The 17,402-nt window shown below is 72.8% G+C and carries 19 protein-coding genes; 7 read left to right on the forward strand and 12 right to left on the reverse strand.

The features are described from left to right. Positions 1 to 138: 138 nt before the first annotated feature. The 3 genes from AOK15_RS18975 to AOK15_RS18985 all read right to left on the reverse strand — a co-directional run bounded on the left by AOK15_RS18975 (position 139) and on the right by AOK15_RS18985 (position 2,806). Positions 139 to 336: a YbdD/YjiX family protein gene (locus tag AOK15_RS18975; protein WP_055518360.1), complete on the reverse strand. Its 198-nt coding sequence runs from the start codon at positions 334 to 336 to the stop codon at positions 139 to 141. Continuing rightward, positions 333 to 2,489 carry a carbon starvation CstA family protein gene (locus AOK15_RS18980; RefSeq protein WP_055518362.1) on the reverse strand — a complete coding sequence of 719 codons (2,157 nt, stop codon included), beginning with the start codon at positions 2,487 to 2,489 and terminating at the stop codon, positions 333 to 335. Before AOK15_RS18980 ends, AOK15_RS18975 begins: the two co-directional genes overlap by 4 nt. Positions 2,490 to 2,557: 68 nt before the next feature. Next, entirely contained in the window at positions 2,558 to 2,806 is a 249-nt protein-coding gene (locus AOK15_RS18985; protein ID WP_055518364.1) for a DUF3311 domain-containing protein, read from the reverse strand. A gap of 224 nt (positions 2,807 to 3,030) precedes the next feature. On the opposite strand from AOK15_RS18985, the gene AOK15_RS18990 reads away from it, so the two are divergent. The 5 genes from AOK15_RS18990 (at position 3,031) to AOK15_RS19010 (ending at position 8,137) form a co-directional block, all read left to right on the forward strand. Further along, positions 3,031 to 4,572, forward strand: a complete 1,542-nt coding sequence (locus tag AOK15_RS18990; protein WP_055518366.1) for a sodium:solute symporter family protein — start codon at positions 3,031 to 3,033, stop codon at positions 4,570 to 4,572. A gap of 20 nt (positions 4,573 to 4,592) precedes the next feature. Continuing rightward, a complete protein-coding gene (locus tag AOK15_RS18995) occupies positions 4,593 to 5,222 on the forward strand; it encodes a SigE family RNA polymerase sigma factor (RefSeq protein ID WP_420876928.1) in 630 nt (209 codons plus the stop codon). Beyond that, positions 5,219 to 5,497 carry a hypothetical protein gene (locus AOK15_RS19000; RefSeq protein WP_055518368.1) on the forward strand — a complete coding sequence of 93 codons (279 nt, stop codon included), beginning with the start codon at positions 5,219 to 5,221 and terminating at the stop codon, positions 5,495 to 5,497. The genes AOK15_RS18995 and AOK15_RS19000 overlap by 4 nt, the downstream gene beginning before the upstream one ends. A gap of 83 nt (positions 5,498 to 5,580) precedes the next feature. Then, positions 5,581 to 7,377: a glycoside hydrolase family 15 protein gene (locus AOK15_RS19005; RefSeq protein WP_055518370.1), complete on the forward strand. Its 1,797-nt coding sequence runs from the start codon at positions 5,581 to 5,583 to the stop codon at positions 7,375 to 7,377. A 4-nt stretch (positions 7,378 to 7,381) separates the two neighbouring features. After that, a complete protein-coding gene (locus AOK15_RS19010; protein WP_055518372.1) occupies positions 7,382 to 8,137 on the forward strand; it encodes an SDR family oxidoreductase in 756 nt (251 codons plus the stop codon). A gap of 287 nt (positions 8,138 to 8,424) precedes the next feature. On the opposite strand, the gene amaP is transcribed toward AOK15_RS19010, so the two are convergent. Genes amaP through AOK15_RS19035 form a run of 5 tightly spaced genes read right to left on the reverse strand, consistent with a single transcriptional unit; the run spans position 8,425 to position 10,785 of the window. Next, positions 8,425 to 9,003 (reverse strand): alkaline shock response membrane anchor protein AmaP, encoded by a 579-nt coding sequence (amaP, locus tag AOK15_RS19015; protein ID WP_055518375.1) that lies wholly within the window; start codon positions 9,001 to 9,003, stop codon positions 8,425 to 8,427. A 4-nt stretch (positions 9,004 to 9,007) separates the two neighbouring features. After that, positions 9,008 to 9,706: a DUF6286 domain-containing protein gene (locus AOK15_RS19020; RefSeq protein ID WP_055518377.1), complete on the reverse strand. Its 699-nt coding sequence runs from the start codon at positions 9,704 to 9,706 to the stop codon at positions 9,008 to 9,010. Beyond that, positions 9,703 to 10,077, reverse strand: a complete 375-nt coding sequence (locus AOK15_RS19025; protein WP_055518379.1) for an Asp23/Gls24 family envelope stress response protein — start codon at positions 10,075 to 10,077, stop codon at positions 9,703 to 9,705. Before AOK15_RS19025 ends, AOK15_RS19020 begins: the two co-directional genes overlap by 4 nt. Beyond that, positions 10,074 to 10,259 (reverse strand): hypothetical protein, encoded by a 186-nt coding sequence (locus AOK15_RS19030; protein WP_055518380.1) that lies wholly within the window; start codon positions 10,257 to 10,259, stop codon positions 10,074 to 10,076. Before AOK15_RS19030 ends, AOK15_RS19025 begins: the two co-directional genes overlap by 4 nt. A 31-nt stretch (positions 10,260 to 10,290) precedes the next feature. Beyond that, positions 10,291 to 10,785, reverse strand: a complete 495-nt coding sequence (locus AOK15_RS19035; RefSeq protein WP_055518383.1) for an Asp23/Gls24 family envelope stress response protein — start codon at positions 10,783 to 10,785, stop codon at positions 10,291 to 10,293. Between the two features lie 86 nt (positions 10,786 to 10,871). Here AOK15_RS19035 and AOK15_RS19040 point away from each other — a divergent pair, with 86 nt between their 5' ends. Further along, entirely contained in the window at positions 10,872 to 11,624 is a 753-nt protein-coding gene (locus AOK15_RS19040) for a hypothetical protein (RefSeq protein ID WP_055518385.1), read from the forward strand. A 45-nt stretch (positions 11,625 to 11,669) separates the two neighbouring features. Here the strand turns inward: AOK15_RS19040 and AOK15_RS19045 are convergent, their stop codons facing one another. The 3 genes from AOK15_RS19045 to AOK15_RS19055 form a co-directional block, all read right to left on the reverse strand. Next, complete coding sequence (locus AOK15_RS19045) at positions 11,670 to 12,461, reverse strand: enoyl-CoA hydratase/isomerase family protein (protein WP_055518387.1); 792 nt, start codon at positions 12,459 to 12,461, stop codon at positions 11,670 to 11,672. Between the two features lie 114 nt (positions 12,462 to 12,575). Next, a complete protein-coding gene (locus AOK15_RS19050) occupies positions 12,576 to 12,797 on the reverse strand; it encodes a helix-turn-helix domain-containing protein (protein WP_006123601.1) in 222 nt (73 codons plus the stop codon). Between the two features lie 360 nt (positions 12,798 to 13,157). Next, a complete protein-coding gene (locus AOK15_RS19055) occupies positions 13,158 to 14,756 on the reverse strand; it encodes an ABC-F family ATP-binding cassette domain-containing protein (protein ID WP_055518390.1) in 1,599 nt (532 codons plus the stop codon). A 269-nt stretch (positions 14,757 to 15,025) separates the two neighbouring features. Here AOK15_RS19055 and AOK15_RS19060 point away from each other — a divergent pair, with 269 nt between their 5' ends. After that, positions 15,026 to 15,439 (forward strand): VOC family protein, encoded by a 414-nt coding sequence (locus AOK15_RS19060; RefSeq protein WP_185093957.1) that lies wholly within the window; start codon positions 15,026 to 15,028, stop codon positions 15,437 to 15,439. 241 nt (positions 15,440 to 15,680) lie between these two features. Here AOK15_RS19060 and AOK15_RS19065 read toward each other — a convergent pair whose 3' ends face one another. Continuing rightward, a complete protein-coding gene (locus tag AOK15_RS19065; RefSeq protein ID WP_185093782.1) occupies positions 15,681 to 17,090 on the reverse strand; it encodes a hypothetical protein in 1,410 nt (469 codons plus the stop codon). Positions 17,091 to 17,402 lie beyond the last annotated feature (312 nt).

The raw sequence follows: 17,402 nt of genomic DNA on the forward strand, positions 1-17,402 counted from the left end.
GGGCTGCGCCCCGTGCTTCTCCATGAAGGCCGGGCCGCAGGGCCATGCCTTCAGGGGCGCGGGGAACTGCGCGACCAGTCACCCACCCGCACTCGGCACCGAACACCCGCCCGCACCGAACACCCGCCCGGCGATCCGTCAGCAGCAGCGCCCCTCCGGACGCTCCTCCCGGCGCAGGGTCCGCAGGACGTCGTACTGCCTGCGTGTCGGCACCGGCGCCCCCGCGTGCCGGCGGCGGTGCCGCTCGCAGTAGCGGTCGTACTCGGCCTCCCCCGTCAGCTCCCGGAGGTACCAGCGCACGGTCCGTGCCCAGCGGCGGACGTTCGGGGCCGTCATCGGCGGGCCCCCACCAGGTCGTCGTCGGAGAGCTCGGGCAGGTCGTCGAGGCGGGACTCGACGTAGGGCGCCTCGGTGGTGGGGAGCGGGGACGGGGAGCGTACGGCGCGGACGCAGACCACCGCGCAGTTGACGAGGACCGTCAGGACGAGGAGGAGGAAGATCGCCATGATCACGCCGTCGACCGTGTTGTTGAGGACGATGGTGTGCATGTCGTCCATGGTCGTGGCGCCGGGCAGCAGCTCGCCCCGGTCGATCGCCGCCGCGTACTTGTCGCGCAGCGCGAAGAAGCCGATCGCCGGGTTGTCGGAGAAGATCTTCTGCCAGCCGGCGGTGAAGGTGACGGCTACATCCCAGGCCAGCGGGACGCCCGTGACCCAGGCCCAGCGGAGCTTGCCCGACTTGATCAGGACGGTCGTGGTGACGGCGAGGGCGACCGCGGCGAGCAGCTGGTTGGCGATGCCGAAGAGGGGGAACAGCTGCTTGATCCCGCCGAGGGGGTCGGTGACACCGGCGTAGAGGAAGTAGCCCCAGGCGCCGACGACGAGGGCGCTGGTGATCCAGATGCCCGGCTTCCAGGTGACCCGGCCGATCGGCTTCCAGACGTTGCCGAGCATGTCCTGGAGCATGAAGCGGCCCACGCGGGTGCCGGCGTCCACGGTGGTGAGGATGAACAGTGCCTCGAACATGATCGCGAAGTGGTACCAGAAGGCCTTCATCCCGGCGCCGCCGAAGACCCCGGCGAAGATCTCCGACATGCCGACGGCGAGGGTGGGCGCGCCGCCGGAGCGGCCGACGAGGGTCTCCTCCTCGACGGCCTTGGCCGCCGCGGTGAGCTGCTCGGGGGTGATGGTGAAGCCGAGGTTCTTCACCGCCTCGGCGGCGGTGTCGACGGTCGGGCCGAGCAGCGCGGCCGGGGAGTTCATGGCGTAGAAGAGGCCCGGCTCCAGGACGCACGCGGCGATCAGGGCCATCACGGCGACGAAGGACTCCGTGAGCATGGAGCCGTAGCCGATGAGCCGGACCTGGGACTCCTTGCGGATCAGCTTCGGGGTGGTGCCGGAGGAGACCAGGGCGTGGAAGCCGGAGAGGGCGCCGCAGGCGATGGTGATGAAGAGGAACGGGAAGAGGGAGCCGGCGAAGACCGGTCCGGCGCCGGTGTGGGCGAACTCGGTGACCGATTCGGCCCGGAGGTTCGGGGCGGCGATGACCACGCCGACGGCCATCAGGGCGATGGTGCCGACCTTCATGAAGGTGGAGAGGTAGTCGCGGGGCGCGAGCAGCATCCACACGGGGAGCACGGAGGCGACGAAGCCGTAGCCGACCAGGCAGAAGACCAGGGTCTCGGGGCTCCAGACGAAGTACTCGGCGAGGGAGGAGTCCTGGATCCAGCCGCCGCCGAGGATGGCGAGCAGGAGAAGGGCCACGCCGATGAAGCTGGTCTCCACGACCCGGCCGGGGCGCAGGTAGCGCAGGTAGAAGCCCATGAAGAGGGCGATGGGGATGGTCATGGTGACCGAGAACGTGCCCCACGCGGACTCGGCGAGGGCGTTGACGACGACCATCGCGAGCACGGCGAGCAGGATGATCATGATGGCGAAGACGCCGATCAGGGCGGCGGCTCCGCCCACCTTGCCGATCTCGTCACGGGCCATCTGGCCGAGGCTCTTGCCGTCCCGGCGCATGGAGAGGAACAGGACGATCATGTCCTGGACGGCGCCGGCGAAGATGACGCCCGCGATGATCCAGATCGTGCCCGGCAGATAGCCCATCTGCGCGGCGAGGACGGGGCCGACCAGCGGACCGGCGCCCGCGATGGCCGCGAAGTGGTGGCCGAACAGCACCCGCTTGTCGGTGGGGTGGTAGTCGACGCCGTCCTCCAGCCGTTCGGCCGGGGTGGCGCGGGTGTCGTCGACCTGGAGGACCCGGCGGGCGATGAACCGGGAGTAGAAGCGGTAGGCGATCGCGTACGAGCCGAGGGCGGCCACGACCAGCCAGACGGCGGAGATCTCCTCGCCCCGGGACAGGGCGAGCACGGCCCAGCCGAGGGCGCCGACGAGGGCGACGGTGATCCAGAGCGCGAGGGATTTCGGCGACATCCTGGGCTTTTCCGGCGCGGTGCGACCGGATTCGGGCATGGCTGATGTGGGCATGGCGGCTCCTGACCTCAACGGGTGTGCGGCAAGAAAGGCGGAGAGGAAGGCAAGAAGGAGGGTGCGGCTCAGCGAGGGCGGTATCGGCGCCGTTCCCGGCGTCGGTCTCGCTGTCGTTCCGTCAGCGCGTACGCGGCGAGCAGGCAGAGGCCGCATCCCGGCACCCAGGCGAGCTGGTACCAGTAGAAGAACGGCGTCCCGGCCAGTCGCGGCTCGGCACCGGCGTACCAGGGGACCCACAGCAGGCCCGCGGCGGGCGCGAGGAGCAGGACGGCGATCGCGACGCGCCGTAGCCGGTGGTGACCGGTCCGTGGCATGACCTGCTCTCCTCTCCCGCTTCCTGTGGGTCTGTGCAAGAGTTGCCCACCCGCTCGGATCGGTTGACAGCGAATTTCGACGAGATTCCGCGAAATTTCCTCCGGTCCCCGGTCAACCGAAGCGGCGGTCCACGCAACTACCGCGTGAAGGCCCCCCGGCGCGCCAAAGGCGGCGCGGCACCCCCGGGACGGTGCGGGGCCAGGCACACCAAGGACGGTGAACCATGGCGGACGCTGCCATGACCGCGACGTTCCTCGCCGTGATCGGCGGAGCGTCGCTGCTCGCCGTGACCGCGCGCCGACTGCGCCCCGTCGACCGGCTGCCGTCCCTGGAGGGCTGGGCGCTGGCCGACCGCTCCCTCGGCCCGGTGTGGACCTGGCTGCTGCTCGGCGGCACCATCTTCACCGCGTACACGTTCACCGCCGTGCCCGGCCTCGCGTACGGCAACGGGGCGCCCGCGTTCTTCGCGGTGCCGTACACGGTGATCGTCTGCCCGCTGGCCTTCGTGCTGCTGACCCGGCTGTGGGAGGTCGCCCGGCGCCACGGCTATGTGACGGCGGGGGACTTCGTGCGCGGCCGGTACGGTTCGGCGCCGCTCGCGCTGGTGGTGGCGCTGACCGGGATCCTCGCCACGATGCCGTACCTGGCGCTTCAGCTGCTCGGCATCCGCGCGGTGCTGACGGCCGGGGGCGTCTACCCGAAGGGCGCGGCCGGCGATCTGGTGATGGTCGCGCTGTTCGCGGGGCTCGCCGTGGCGACGTACCGGCACGGGCTGCGGGCGCCCGCGGTGATCTCGGCGCTGAAGGCGGTGGCCGTCTTCGTGTCGCTGACCGCCGTGTGCTGGCTGGTGCTGCGCCGGTTCGGCGGTCCGGGCCCGGTCTTCGACGGGGCGGCGGAGCGGCTCGGCGGACCGGCCCTGCTCCTCTCCCCCGAGCAGCAGCCTGCGTACGCCACGCTCGCGCTGGGCTCGGCTCTCGCCCTGCTGATGTACCCGCACGTCCTGACCGCCGGGTTCGCCGCCGACGGCCCGCGCACCGTCCGCAAGGTCACGGTGGCCCTGCCCGCCTGGACCGGGCTGCTCGCCCTCTTCGGCTTCCTCGGTGTCGCGGCGCTCGCGACCGGGGTGCGGGCACCGGAGGGCGGCGCCGAGGCGGCCGTCCCGATGCTGGTGGACCGGCTGATGCCGGCCCCGCTTGCCGGGCTGGTGTTCGGGGCGATCACCGTGGGCGCGCTGGTCCCGGCGGCGGTGATGTCGATCGCGGCGGCCACCGGCTTCGTCCGCAATGTGTACGTGGAGTACTTCCAGCCCACCGCCACGCCGAAGCGGCAGGTGCGGATCGCCAAGGCGGTGTCGCTGACCGCGAAGGTGGGGGCGGTGGCGTTCGTGTTCGGGCTGCGCGACCAGGACGCCATCAACCTCCAGCTGCTGGGCGGGGTGTGGATCCTGCAGATCTTCCCGGCGGTGGCGGTCGGTCTCTTCACCGGGCGGCTGCATCCACGGGCGTTGCTCGCCGGGTGGGCCGTCGGCATGGTGACCGGCACGTTCCTGGTGGTGCGGGAGGGGTTCTCCTCGATCGTGCTGCTGGGCGGCGGCTCGCTGGAGGTCTACGCCGGCCTGCTCGCCCTCCTGGTGAATCTGACCGTGGCGGTGGCCGCCACCGCGGTCCTCGAACGGCTCGGCGTCCCGCGCGGCGCCGACGTGACCGACCTACCGTCCCGCCTGACCGTCAGGCGGCGCCCCGAGACGGGAGCGAGCAACCCGTGAGACGCAGACACCACATAGGCGTGCCGGTGCCATCGCCGACGGCCCCCACCGACGGGCCGCGGGGAGGTGGCGCCCGGCCCCCGGCGGCCGTCGAACCGCTGGTGCCGCGGCCGGCGGGTCCCGGCGAGCCCCTCGCCCCCGCCGCGAGCGACCCGGTGGACGTGGAGCGCGAGGCCGGTGTCGCCCGGCTGTTCGAGCTGCACTACTCCTCGATGCTGCGGCTCGCGGTCCTGCTGGGCGCCGACGACCCCGAGAACGTGGTGGCCGAGGCGTACTACCAGATCTACCGCAAGTGGCGGCGCCTGAAGGACGCCGAGGCGGCCGAGGCGTATCTGCGCTCCACGGTCTGCAACCTCACCCGGATGCGGATACGGCACCTCCAGGTCGTCCGCCGGCACACGGAGACCCCGCCGGAGGAGGCCGTCGCCTCCGCCGAGAGCACGGCCCTGCTCCACGACGACCAGCGGGTGCTGATCGGCGCGCTCCAGCAGCTGCCCGCCCGGCAGCGGGAGGCGCTCGTGCTGCGCCACTGGCTGGGGCTGAAGGAGAGCGAGATCGCCGCCGCGATGGGGATCTCCTGCGGCTCGGTCAAGACCCACACCGCACGCGGCCTCGCCGCCCTGACCCAGGCGATGGAGGCCCGGCGATGAACGACACCACCGGCAACGACACCGGCCGGGACCGCACCGAGCGGGAACTGCAGGAGGCGCTCGCCGCGCTCGCGGGCCGCGTCCAACCGGCCCCCGACGCCTACCGCACGGCCCGCGGCGACTGGCTCCGCCGCGAACGCCGCCGCCGGCTCGTCCTCGCGGTACTGATCATGGTCGTGTTCGCGCTGGCCACCCTGATCGGCCTCTGGGTCCTCAACCAGACCCCGTCGAGCCCCGGCGTGATCTTCTCGGGGGTGGGCACCGGACCGGGCTGAGCGCGAGGGCCGTCCACAACCGAGGGCCCGGCGTGACGCATTCCGTGGGACTGATCATCCCCGGCTCAGGGAACCCGGCTTCCGTGCACCCGCGAATAGAGGACTACGCGCTGATCGGTGACCACCAGACGGCCGCCCTGGTGAGCAACCGGGGCTCGATCGACTGGCTGTGTCTGCCCCGGTTCGACTCGGCGGCCTGCTTCGCCGCGCTGCTGGGCACCGAGGAGAACGGGCACTGGCGGATCGCGCCGACCGGCGCCGGGACCTGTACGCGACGCGCGTACCGCAAGGACACGCTGGTCCTGGACACCGAGTGGGAGACCGACGACGGCGCGGTCCGTGTGACCGACCTGATGCCGCAGCGCGACCGCGCCCCCGACGTCGTCCGCGTCGTCGAGGGCCTGGCGGGCCGGGTGACCGTCCGCTCCACGATCCGTCTCCGCTTCGACTACGGCTCGGCCGTCCCCTGGATGCGCCGGTCCGACGGCCACCGGGTGGCGGTCGCGGGCCCGGACGCGGTCTGGCTGCGCAGCGAGCCCGAGGTGCGCACCTGGAGCGAGGACCGCGCCACCTACGCCGAGTTCACCGTGGAACCAGGCGAGAAGGTCGCGTTCGTCCTCACCTGGCACCCCTCCCACGAGCCGCGCCCCCGTCTGGTCGACCCGTACGAGTCGCTGCGCACCAGCGTGCACGACTGGCGGTCCTGGGCGGCGCACTGCCGCTACGACGGGCCGTACCGGGACGAGGTGGTCCGCTCCCTGATCACCCTCAAGGCCCTCACCTACGAACCCACCGGCGGGATCGTCGCGGCCGCCACCACCTCGCTCCCCGAGGAGATCGGCGGGGTGCGCAACTGGGACTACCGGCACTGCTGGCTGCGCGACTCCACCCTCACCCTCGGCGCCCTGCTCGCCTGCGGCTACCAGCAGGAGGCGGAGGCCTGGCGTGACTGGCTGCTGCGCGCGGTCGCCGGCGACCCGGCGGACCTGCGGATCATGTACGGCCTGGCCAGTGAGCGACGCCTGCCCGAGTACGAGCTGCCGTGGCTGACCGGCTACGAGAACTCCCGCCCCGTCCGCATCGGCAACGACGCCATCCAGCAGCGGCAGCTCGACGTGTACGGCGAGGTCATGGACTCCCTGTCCCTGTCCCGGAGTTCGGGTCTGCCCGCGAAGCCGCAGATGTGGCGGATGCAGTGCACCCTGATGGAGTACCTGCGGTCGGTGTGGCGGGAGCCCGACGAGGGGCTGTGGGAGGTGCGCGGGCCTCGTCGGCACTTCACGCACTCCAAGGTGATGTCCTGGGCCGCCGCCGACCGCGCGGTGCGCACCCTGGAGGACGACCCGGAGCTCTCCGGCGACCTCGACGGCTGGCGCGCGCTGCGGGACGAGATCCACCGCGAGGTCTGCGCCCGCGGCTACGACGCCGAACGCAACACGTTCACCCAGTCGTACGGCTCCCGCGAGCTGGACGCGTCGCTGCTGCTCATCCCCCGGATGGGCTTCCTGCCGCCGGACGACCCCCGGGTCGTCGGCACCGTCGACGCGATCCGTGAGGAGCTGTGCCACGACGGGTTCGTGCGCCGTTACAGCGCCGACCACCTCACCTCGACCGCGTCCGTGGACGGGCTGCCGGGCAGCGAGGGCACGTTCCTCGTGTGTTCGTTCTGGCTCGCCGACGCCCTGCATCTGACCGGCCGCACGAAGGAGGCCCGCGAGCTGTTCGAGCGGCTGCTGGGGCTCACCAACGACGTGGGGCTGCTCGCCGAGGAGTACGACCCGGTCGCGGGCCGGCAGCTGGGGAACTTCCCGCAGGCGTTCAGCCATGTCGGTCTGGTGGGCACCGCCCTCGCCCTGTTCGACGGCGACGAGGCAGGATAGGGCCATGGATCTTGGGCTGAAGGACCGTGTCTACATCGTCACCGGCGCGACCCGCGGGCTGGGCAACGCGGCGGCGCGGGAACTCGTCGCCGACGGCGCGAAGGTGGTCGTGACCGGCCGCGAGGAGGAGAGCGTGGCCGAGGCGGTGGCCGCGCTCGGGCCGAACGCGGTGGGGGTGGCCGCCGACAACGCCGACCCGGAGACCGCCGGCCGTCTCATCGCGGTCGCGCGCGAGCGGTTCGGGCGCTTCGACGGCGTCCTCGTCAGCGTGGGCGGGCCCGCGCCCGGGTTCGTCGCGGACAACACGGACGAGCAGTGGACCGCAGCGTTCGAGTCGGTGTTCCTGGGCGCGGTCCGGCTGGCGCGGGCCGCCGCCGAGGAGCTGGGCGAGGGCGGTGTCATCGGGTTCGTGCTGTCCGGGTCGGTGCACGAGCCGATCCCCGGCCTGACCATCTCCAACGGTCTGCGGCCGGGTCTGGCCGGCTTCGCCAAGTCGCTCTCCGACGAGCTGGGGCCGCGCGGGATCCGGGTGGTGGGGCTGCTGCCGGCCCGGATCGACACGGACCGGGTGCGGGAGCTGGACGGGATGTCGGCCGACCCGGAGGCCACGCGCGCCGCGCACGAGTCGCGGATCCCGCTGCGGCGGTACGGGCGGCCGGAGGAGTTCGGGCGGACGGCGGCGTTCCTGCTGTCCCCGGCCGCGTCCTATCTGACGGGCCTCATGCTGCCGGTCGACGGCGGCATGCGCCACGGCTTCTGATCCCTCGCCGAGGGCCGACGGCGGCACGCACCACGGCTTGCGACCCCCACAGGGGTTGGTAACTGCTCGCCGGGGAGTGTGAATATCGTCGGTTTAGCTTGATCGTGTGATGGTCCGCTTGCGGGCTTGCGGTGCCCTGGGGCGATCGGGCTAACGTGATCGTGCGATCTGGGTTGCCGGGCACGGCGCCGGCGTGCGGGGCCCCCGCTCCACCGGAGTGCACCGTTCGGGGCGTGCGGCTGATCAGGCTCACTTCTGCTCAGCTCAAAGGAACGGTTGCGGCTTCGTCAGCTCACGCGTTCCGCTCGGTGCTTGACCCCGCGCAGTCTGACCTCCGCCGGCAGTGCCGCCAGGCCCGCCGAGTCCCTGGCGTGCGCCACGGCCTCGGTGGTCAGGCGGTGCAGGGTGTCGGCGGGGTGCGCGTGTGACTGGAGGCGGGCGCGGAGCCGGGCCTCGGGGGCGCCTCGACGGCCGGTGAGATGGGCGCGGGCCCGTTCGACGCCGTCCAGCCGGGCGGCCTCCGTGGTCAGGACCCCCTCCAGGGCGCGGCCCCGCAGCAGCGCGCCCTCGCCGTCGCCGGTGTCGACGAGGACCTCGGTGAGCCGGTGGCGGCGCAGTACGGCGGTCAGCCACCACAGGGCGAGCAGCACCAGCAGGGCGAGCACGGCGATGACGGTGGGCCACCACCAGCCCTCGTCGCGCCACCGGGTGCGTTCGGCCTGGCTGAGCAGCACGTCGTGCCGCCCGTCGTGGATCCACCAGGAGGGCGGTTCCAGACCGAGCCCGACGGCGAGCACGGCGCCGCCGAGCACGAGGAGCACCAGGCCGACGAGCCCGAGCAGCACCCTGTTCACGGTCCGCAGCATGGTGTCACCCCTTCCGGCCGGGGCGCCGTACGTGCACGGACAGGGCGGGCGGCCGGGCGAGGCCCAGGCCCCGGATGCCGTCGGCGAGCGTGACGTCGAGGTCACCGCGGACCTCGTCGAGTTCCCGGAAGTGGGAGACCGCGCGGACGTCGACCCTCTTGCGGCCGACGCGGACCCGTACCGACTGCACGCCGGACACCTCCATGGCCCGGTCGCGCAGCACCAGTGCGGCGGCGGCCCGGTGCAGGCCCGCCCGGACGTGGGGGTCGAGGCGGCGCATCGGCAGCACGTCCCGCAGGCCGGGGGTGACGGCCAGCACGAGCAGCCAGAGGCCGAGGAGGGCGGCGATCCCGGCGCCGGTCAGCACCCAGACGTCGTCGAGGGGACGCTCGGCGAGTTCCCTGGCCAGGGAGCGGCGCCAGGCCATGGCGGTCCGGTCGGCGCGGACGGCGGCGATGTCGTACAGCAGGAGGCCCGCGCCCGCGAGGAGGAGCAGGGCGAGGATGCCGGCGGGGACGCGGCGCGCGGACCAGAAGCGCCGCTCGCCCCCGTGCCCGTCCTCGACGGCGGTCGGCGGATCGTAGGCGGCGGCCGACGCGGACTGGTCCGGCCCGTCCGGCTCCTGGCCGGGGGGCGTCTCGTCGGTCTTCTCGATGACCGGCAGGCGTTGCGTGCCGCCGTCGGAGCTCTGGGGTTCGCTCATCGCGTCCTCCCCTGTGCCGCGTCGTGTGCGTGCGCCAGGTGCAGCCGTTCGACCTGGACGGCCACGTCCGATACGTGCATTCCCGCCAACGTCCCTACCCGCTCCATGACGCGGCGACGCACCGCAGCGCATTGGCCACCGATGTCGGAGGGGTAAGGGAGTTCGAGGGCGACGCGGACGCGCGCGGTCTCACGATGGACGACGACCGTCGCGTTGGGGGGCGCGGAGTCCGGCGGGGGTGCCCCCAGTGCCTCGCGCGCCGCCTGGCCGGCGATCTTCGCGACGACACGGTCGGCGATGCGGGTCGCGCCGCGTTCCGCGGGCGCGACGGACCCCGGCCCCGTGGCGCGGCCGCTGTCGGCGAGGGTCATCGGCGTCGTTCGTCACGGGGACGGAAAAGCTCGCCGAGGTCCAGGTCCCCCTCCAGGAACCGGCCGACGACGAAGCCGACGGCACCCAGCGCCGCCACCAGCAGGAAGGCACCGAATCCGCCGAAGTATCCGGCGAAGGCCAGCGCCATCCCGGCGATCATGCCGATCACGGCCAGATTCATGCTGTGCTCCTCAGGGGGTGGGGCGCTCCTGTCACTGCAGTCGGGTCTCCGACTCCTCCTCCTCGTCCTCCGGCAGCTTCACGTCGCTGACGGCGATGTTGACCTCGACGACCTCCAGGCCCGTCATCCGCTCGACGGCGGCGATGACGTTCTCGCGCACGGCGCGGGTGACGTCGGAGATGGACACGCCGTAGTCGACGACGATCTCCAGGTCCAGCGCGGTCTGCACCTCGCCGACCTCGGCGTTCACGCCGCGGGTGACGGCCTTCGAGCCGCCGGGCACCCGGTCGCGGACGGCGCCGAAGGTCCGGGACAGCCCGCTGCCCATGGTGTGTACACCGAGTACGTCGCGTGCCGCGAGCCCGGCGATCTTCTCGACCACGCCGTCGGCGATGGTCGTGCGCCCCCGGGTCGCCGGGTCGCCGCCGCCGCGCCGGACGGCCTTGCGTCCACCGGTCTGTCCGGGCGCCGGGTCCTTGGTGGTGTCGGGGCCCTCCATCCGGTTCCGCTCCGTCATGTCGCTCATGGCGCACATTCCTTCCAGTTGTCCTCCTTTGCCCACATTAAGTCGGGTTGCGGCGCCATGCGTCAGGGATGCGGCAGTCTGGAGGAATGACGGCGGACGGCTGGACCAACGCGGTACGACAGCAGCTGGGCCTGGGCCGGGTGCTCCCCCTGGGCAGCCCGCACGACGGCGCGTGGATCACGGAGGCGGCGGCCGAAGCGGTGCTACGGCGCGCGACGGCCTCGATGCGCGGGGTGCGCCTCGGGAGCCTGCGGATCGCGCTCGCCGAGCCGGCCGGTGCGGAGGCCCCGGCCGTTCCGGCTCCTCCGAGCGCCCTCCCGCCGGGCCCCCTGCGGGTCACCGCGGACTTCCTCGCCTCGGCGGTACCGCCGACCGAGCCGTTCCCTGTGACGGCGGCCCGACTGCGGGCTGGCCTCGCCGAGGCCGCGGCGGAACGGCTGGGGCTCGCGGTGGTGGAGATCGATCTGCGGATGGCGGACCTACTGGGGGCCGACGAGCCCGGCGGTCCGCCCCTGTCAGCCGCCCCTACGACGCCTGCGCCGTCCAGGGACCGCGCGCCCGCCCGGCCGGTTCCGCAGGGGGACAGCGAGGAGTCCCGGGTGACCGCCGCGGCTCTGGGCGTTCCCGGGGTGAGCCGACTGACCGGCGCCCTCGGCGGTCCGGGGCGCGCGGTCCACATCGACACGGGGCCCGCGCTGCCCCGCCGCCATGTCCGCGTCGAACTGGCGGTGACGGAGGGCAGACGGGCCGTGGACGTCGCACGCGAGGTCCGCGCGACGGTGGGCGGGACCCTCCCCGACCATCCGTCGGTGGCGGTCCTCGTCACGGCGGTCGAGTGAGTGGCCCGTCGTGGTGGCCGGGCCACTACGACGTGTGGGTCGCCGTCACTCCGCGACGCCGGCGAGGTCCCGCAGGCGGCGGGCCTGGGCGGCCCGCTCCGCGGCGCGCTGCTCCTCGTAGTCCCGGCCGTCGGCGCCGCGCAGCAGCGCCTTGGTCTCGACGACCGCGTCGCGCGGCGCGGACACGAGCGCGGCGACCAGGTCGCGGACCGTGTCGTCCAGTTGGTCGGCGGGCACGGCGAGGTTGGCCAGGCCGATGCGCTGGGCCTCCTCCGCCTGGACGAAGCGTCCGGTGAGGCAGATCTCCAGTGCGCGGCCGTAGCCCACGAGGCTCACCAGCGGATGCGTACCGGTGAGGTCGGGCACGAGGCCCAGGCTGGTCTCGAGCATGGCGAACTGCACGTCGTCGGCGACGACACGCAGGTCACAGGCGAGCGCGAGCTGGAAACCCGCGCCGACGGCATGTCCTTGCACGGCGGCGACGGAGACGATGTCGTTCCGCCGCCACCAGGTGAACGCCTCCTGGTATTCGGCGATGGTCGCGTCGAGCGCGGCGTCGTCACGACGCGCGAGGTCGATGAACGACGGTTCGCCCTCGATGCCCTCGGGCGTGAACATCTGCCGGTTGAGCCCGGCGGAGAACGACTTGCCCTCGGCACGCAGCACGACGACCCGGACGGAGCCCGGCACCGACCGCCCGGCCTCGGCGAGCGCCCGCCACAGAGCGGGGCTCTGCGCGTTGCGCTTGGCAAGGTTGGTCAGGGTCACCGTGGCGATCGCGTCGTCGACGGTGAGCCGTACGCCGTCCTTGTCGAGCAGCGGGTCGAGCGAAGCCATGGGGCGCCTCCGATGGGTGCGGTCAGCAGAGCAGAGCTAAGTGACTGCACAGTAACCACCCGGTCGATCGGACGACCGACCGGGTGGCCACCATCGAAGCCGATGGGCCGCGCGTCAGGCCGACGCGGCCTTCTTGCCGCGCGTCGCGCCGCCACGCCCTCGAAGCGTGACGCCCGACTCGCTGAGCATCCGGTGTACGAAGCCATACGAGCGGCCGGTTTCCTCGGCCAGCGCCCGAATGCTCGCACCGGAGTCGTACTTCTTCTTCAGGTCTGCCGCGAGCTTGTCGCGCGCGGCGCCGGTAACCCGGCTGCCCTTCTTCAGAGTCTCGGCCACCCGGTCCTCCTCATGGGAAGTGCGCTCTGGTCTCCTCATGATCACCCCTCCGGCGCGTGATGGCCACCCATTCGGCAAGGTCCGTGGGACAAGCTTGTGACGACAGGAGCACGTCCCCACGAGCGGAACCTGTGATTCCGCACGGGCTTGTCCGTACGGCCGAACGAGTGGATTCACGAAGTGGCAGGTCAGAGACGCGCGACGGCCGAGCCCTGCACACAGCGGGGCTCGGCCGTGACATTCGTGTACGACACACCTCGGTACGAGGAGATCTCACACAGATGATGGATCACCGATGGGCCGAATGATCCATAGGCCGTTGATCAACGGTTCGGCCGGACCTTCGGCGCCATGGACCGGTCAGGCGAGTGCCACCAGGTCGGCGTAGTCGGCACCCCACAGGTCCTCGACGCCGTCCGGCAGGAGGATGATCCGCTCCGGCTGGAGCGCCTCCACCGCGCCCTCGTCGTGGGTGACGAGGACGACCGCGCCCTTGTACGTGCGCAGCGCCCCGAGGATCTCCTCGCGACTGGCGGGGTCGAGGTTGTTGGTGGGCTCGTCGAGCAGCAGGACGTTCGCCGACGACACCACCAGGGTGGCGAGGGCGAGCCGGGTCTTCTCGCCGCCGGAGAGGACACCGGCGGGCTTGTCGACGTCGTCGCCGGAGAACAGGAACGAGCCGAGCGTCTTGCGGATCTCGACCAGGTCCAGGTCCGGGGAGGCGGAGCGCATGTTCTCCAGGACCGTGCGCTCCGGGTCGAGGGTCTCGTGCTCCTGGGCGTAGTAACCGAGCTTGAGGCCGTGCCCCTCGATCACCTCGCCGGTGTCGGGCTTCTCGACGCCGCCGAGCAGACGCAGCAGTGTGGTCTTTCCGGCGCCGTTGAGGCCGAGGATGACGACCCGGGAGCCCTTGTCGATGGCCAGGTCGACGTCGGTGAAGATCTCCAGCGAGCCGTACGACTTCGACAGGCCCTCGGCCGTGAGCGGGGTCTTGCCGCAGGGCGCGGGCTCGGGGAAGCGCAGCTTGGCGACCTTGTCGGAGACCCGGACCGCGTCGAGGCCCGCGAGGAGCCGGTCGGCGCGCTTGGCCATGTTCTGCGCGGCGACCGTCTTGGTGGCCTTGGCGCGCATCTTGTCGGCCTGGGAGTGCAGGGCGGCGGCCTTCTTCTCGGCGTTGGCGCGCTCGCGCTTGCGGCGCTTCTCGTCGGCCTCGCGCTGCTGCTGGTAGAGCTTCCAGCCCATGTTGTAGACGTCGATCTGGGCGCGGTTGGCGTCCAGGTAGAACACCTTGTTCACGACGGTCTCGACCAGGTCGACGTCGTGGCTGATGACGATGAACCCGCCGCGGTAGCTCTTGAGGTAGTCCCGCAGCCAGACGATCGAGTCGGCGTCGAGGTGGTTGGTCGGCTCGTCGAGCAGCAGGGTGTCCGCGTCGGAGAACAGGATGCGGGCCAGCTCGATACGGCGGCGCTGACCGCCGGAGAGGGTGTGCAGGGGCTGGCCCAGCACCCGGTCGGGCAGATTGAGCGCGGCGGCGATGGTGGCGGCCTCGGCCTCGGCGGCGTACCCGCCCTTGGTGAGGAACTCCGTCTCCTGGCGCTCGTACTGCTTGAGGGCCTTCTCGCGGGTGGAGCCCTTGCCGCTGGCGATGCGCTGCTCGTTGTCCCGCATCTTGCGGATCAGGACGTCGAGGCCGCGGGCGGACAGGATGCGGTCGCGGGCCAGGATGTCGAGGTCGCCGGTGCGGGGGTCCTGCGGGAGGTAGCCGACCTCGCCGGAGCGGGTGACGGTGCCGGCGGCGGGGATGCCGTCACCGGCGAGGACCTTGGTGAGGGTGGTCTTGCCGGCGCCGTTGCGGCCGACCAGGCCGATGCGGTCGCCCTTGGCGACGCGGAAGGTGGCGGACTCGATGAGGACGCGGGCACCGGCGCGCAGCTCGATACCGGAGGCGGAGATCACGGACAGACTCCAGGGCGGACTTGGGGTGTCGGGTGGGCGGCTGAGGACGTTCCCGCCGTCTAATGCGCGAGGAGAATGGCCATGGGCCGATTCTAACGGGGGGCGGCAAGCGGTTTTCCGCCCGCGCCCCCAGGGATCACGTGGTCTCGGTCACCGCGCGCGCCCGGTCGCCGCCGCCCGACGGCCGTCGCCCGTCGGGGCGTTGTCGGTGCCGGGTGCGAAACTGGGCAGCGGTGTGCGTTCCGGGCGACAGAGAGGTCGTGATCGGTATGACGGGCAAGGGTGAGGGACGTCCCAGCATCTGTCCGACACTGCTGTACACGGACGCCAAGGCGGCCGTCGCGCAGCTCACGGCGGGGCTGGGCTTCACGGAGCTGTCGGTGTACGAGGGCGAGGACGGCATGGTCCACCACGCCGAGCTGACGCAGGGCGACGGTGTGGTGATGCTCGGCTCCCGGGGCACCGGCAGCGCGTTCGACGCGGCGATGAAGGGCGCGGGCCCCGCCGGGGTGTACGTCGTGGTGGACGACGTGGACGCCCACCACCGCCGGGCCGTGGAGCACGGGGTGGAGATCCTCATGCCCCCGACGGACCAGGACTACGGCTCACGGGACTACATGGCCCGCGACATCGAGGGCAACGTGTGGAGCTTCGGCACGTACGCCCCCGAGCTGGGCGGCTGAGACGCGGCCGGGCCGGGCGGAGTGTCGCGCTCCGCTCCGGCTCGGTGACGTCAGGACCGGGCGTGGCGCAAGCGCATCCGGCCCGGACGACCGCGGCTGAGCCGAGGCCGGGCCTCCGCTCCGCCGACGTCGGCGCAGTCGCCCTTCGGGCCTGGCCGAGCTACCCCCGCCCCGATTTCCGCTCCGCTCCGCGACGTCGGCTTCGGCCTCGGCGCCGCCGTCGTTCGGGCACGGCGCGGGCTCAGCTGCCTCCGGTGTGCACCTGGAAGGCGGCGCGGCGGACGGCCTTGGCGAGGGCCGGGTCGGGGTGCGCCGCGGCGAGCGCGACCAGCACCTGGACGGTGCGGGGATGGCCGACCGCGCGGACCTCGTCGAGCAGCGCGGGGACGGTGGCCTGCACGGCGGACTCCAGGTGCCGCACGAGCAGCGGGGCCTCCCCGTGGTCGGCGACGGCGGCCGCGGTGTCGACCCAGAGCCAGGTCGCCTCCTCGCGGGTGAGCACCTCGTGGGCGTCCTCGGGGTCGGCGCCGTCGTGCTCGGCGAGCCAGAGCAGCGCGTAGGGCCGTAGCGGTGTCTCGTCGGCGACGGTGCGCACATCGGGCTCGGCGGGGGCACCGACGACGCGCAGCGCCTCGAAGGCGAGGCCCCGGATGAGGGCGTCCTCGCCGCGGGCGGCGTCGATGAGTTCGGTGACGGCGGCGCCGACCGTGCGCGCGGCGAGCCAGGCTCGGTACTCGGCGCGGGCCGCGTTCGGGCGGAGCTGGGCGCAGCCGCGGAGCATGTCCTCGGCGGACACCTCGATGTTCCCGGCGGGGCTCTGCGCGGCGACGCAGATCTGCTCCAGCTTCACCCACACCGCCCAGCTGCCGAGCGGGGTGAGGGTGGCCTGCCCGTCGCCGTAGGTGAGGGCGCCGACGGAGGCGATGGCCCGCAGTGCCCAGTCGAGGAGCGGGGCGAGCGGGGTGTCCTCCGCGGCGGCCTCCGCGGCGGGCTCGGCACCCGGCTCCGGCTGCGGGCCGTAGGGGATCTCGCAGCGCTCGGTGCGAAGTTCCGTGACTCTCTGCTCCAGGAGGTCGAGGAGCTGGTCCACGGGGACGGGCCCGGCGGAGAGCATGAGGAACGACAGCACCTGCGGCATCGCCGAGACGACCTCGGCGACGGCGGCGGGCGCGCGGACCCCGGGCTCGGGGTGGGCGAGGGACCAGGCGTCGAAGAGGGCCACCCAGCCGCGCAGTACGGCACTGTCGTCGCGGTGCCAGGCCCGCAGCCGCCAGCCGGGGCGCGCGCTGTCGCCGTGCACCTCGACGAGACCGGCCAGGCGTGCCGTGTCCCAGTCGTGGCGGACCTGATCCGGGGTCAGCCCGAGGTCGACTGCGGCCCGTTCGGCGGTCGCGTCGGAGAGGGTGCCCTTGCCGTCGGAGCCGGCGCCCTCGCGGCCGGGGCGCAGGGCTGCGTCGGCCCAGCGGGCGACACGGGCCGCGTCCGCCAGGACGGTGCGGGCCATCCGGGCCAGTTCCGCGGGCGGCGGGGTGCCCTCCGGAGGCCTGGGGGCCGGTCGGCGGCGCTGGGTCACTGCTGCTCGGGGAGCGGCGGCCAGGGTTCGCGGGCTGACGAGTCGGAGCCTGGAGTCGCGCGGATTACGGGACGTCACGGGGGCAGTCTTCCGGTTGACGGTCCGAAAACCCAAACGGAATGTCACAGCGGGCGACAGGAGTGGCCAACGCACGGGCTCCCCAGGGGCGTGACACCGGTGGGGAGCGCCACGGTCGGACGCTAAGCGGAATGTGGCGTACCTGTCTGCGAGGAAACCCTCGGCGGGGCGCCGGGAGGGACGCCGGGCGGTGGCACGGCGGACCACGAGGGCGGGCGAGGGCGGCGCCGCCGAGTGTTCGTGCCGTCGGCGCCGCCCTCGCCCGCCCTCGTGGTCCGCCGTGCCACCGCCCGGCGTCCCTCCCCCCGCCCC

It is taken from the genome of Streptomyces ossamyceticus, from assembly GCF_001418475.1.
GTDB classification, from domain to species: Bacteria; Actinomycetota; Actinomycetes; order Streptomycetales; family Streptomycetaceae; genus Streptomyces; species Streptomyces ossamyceticus.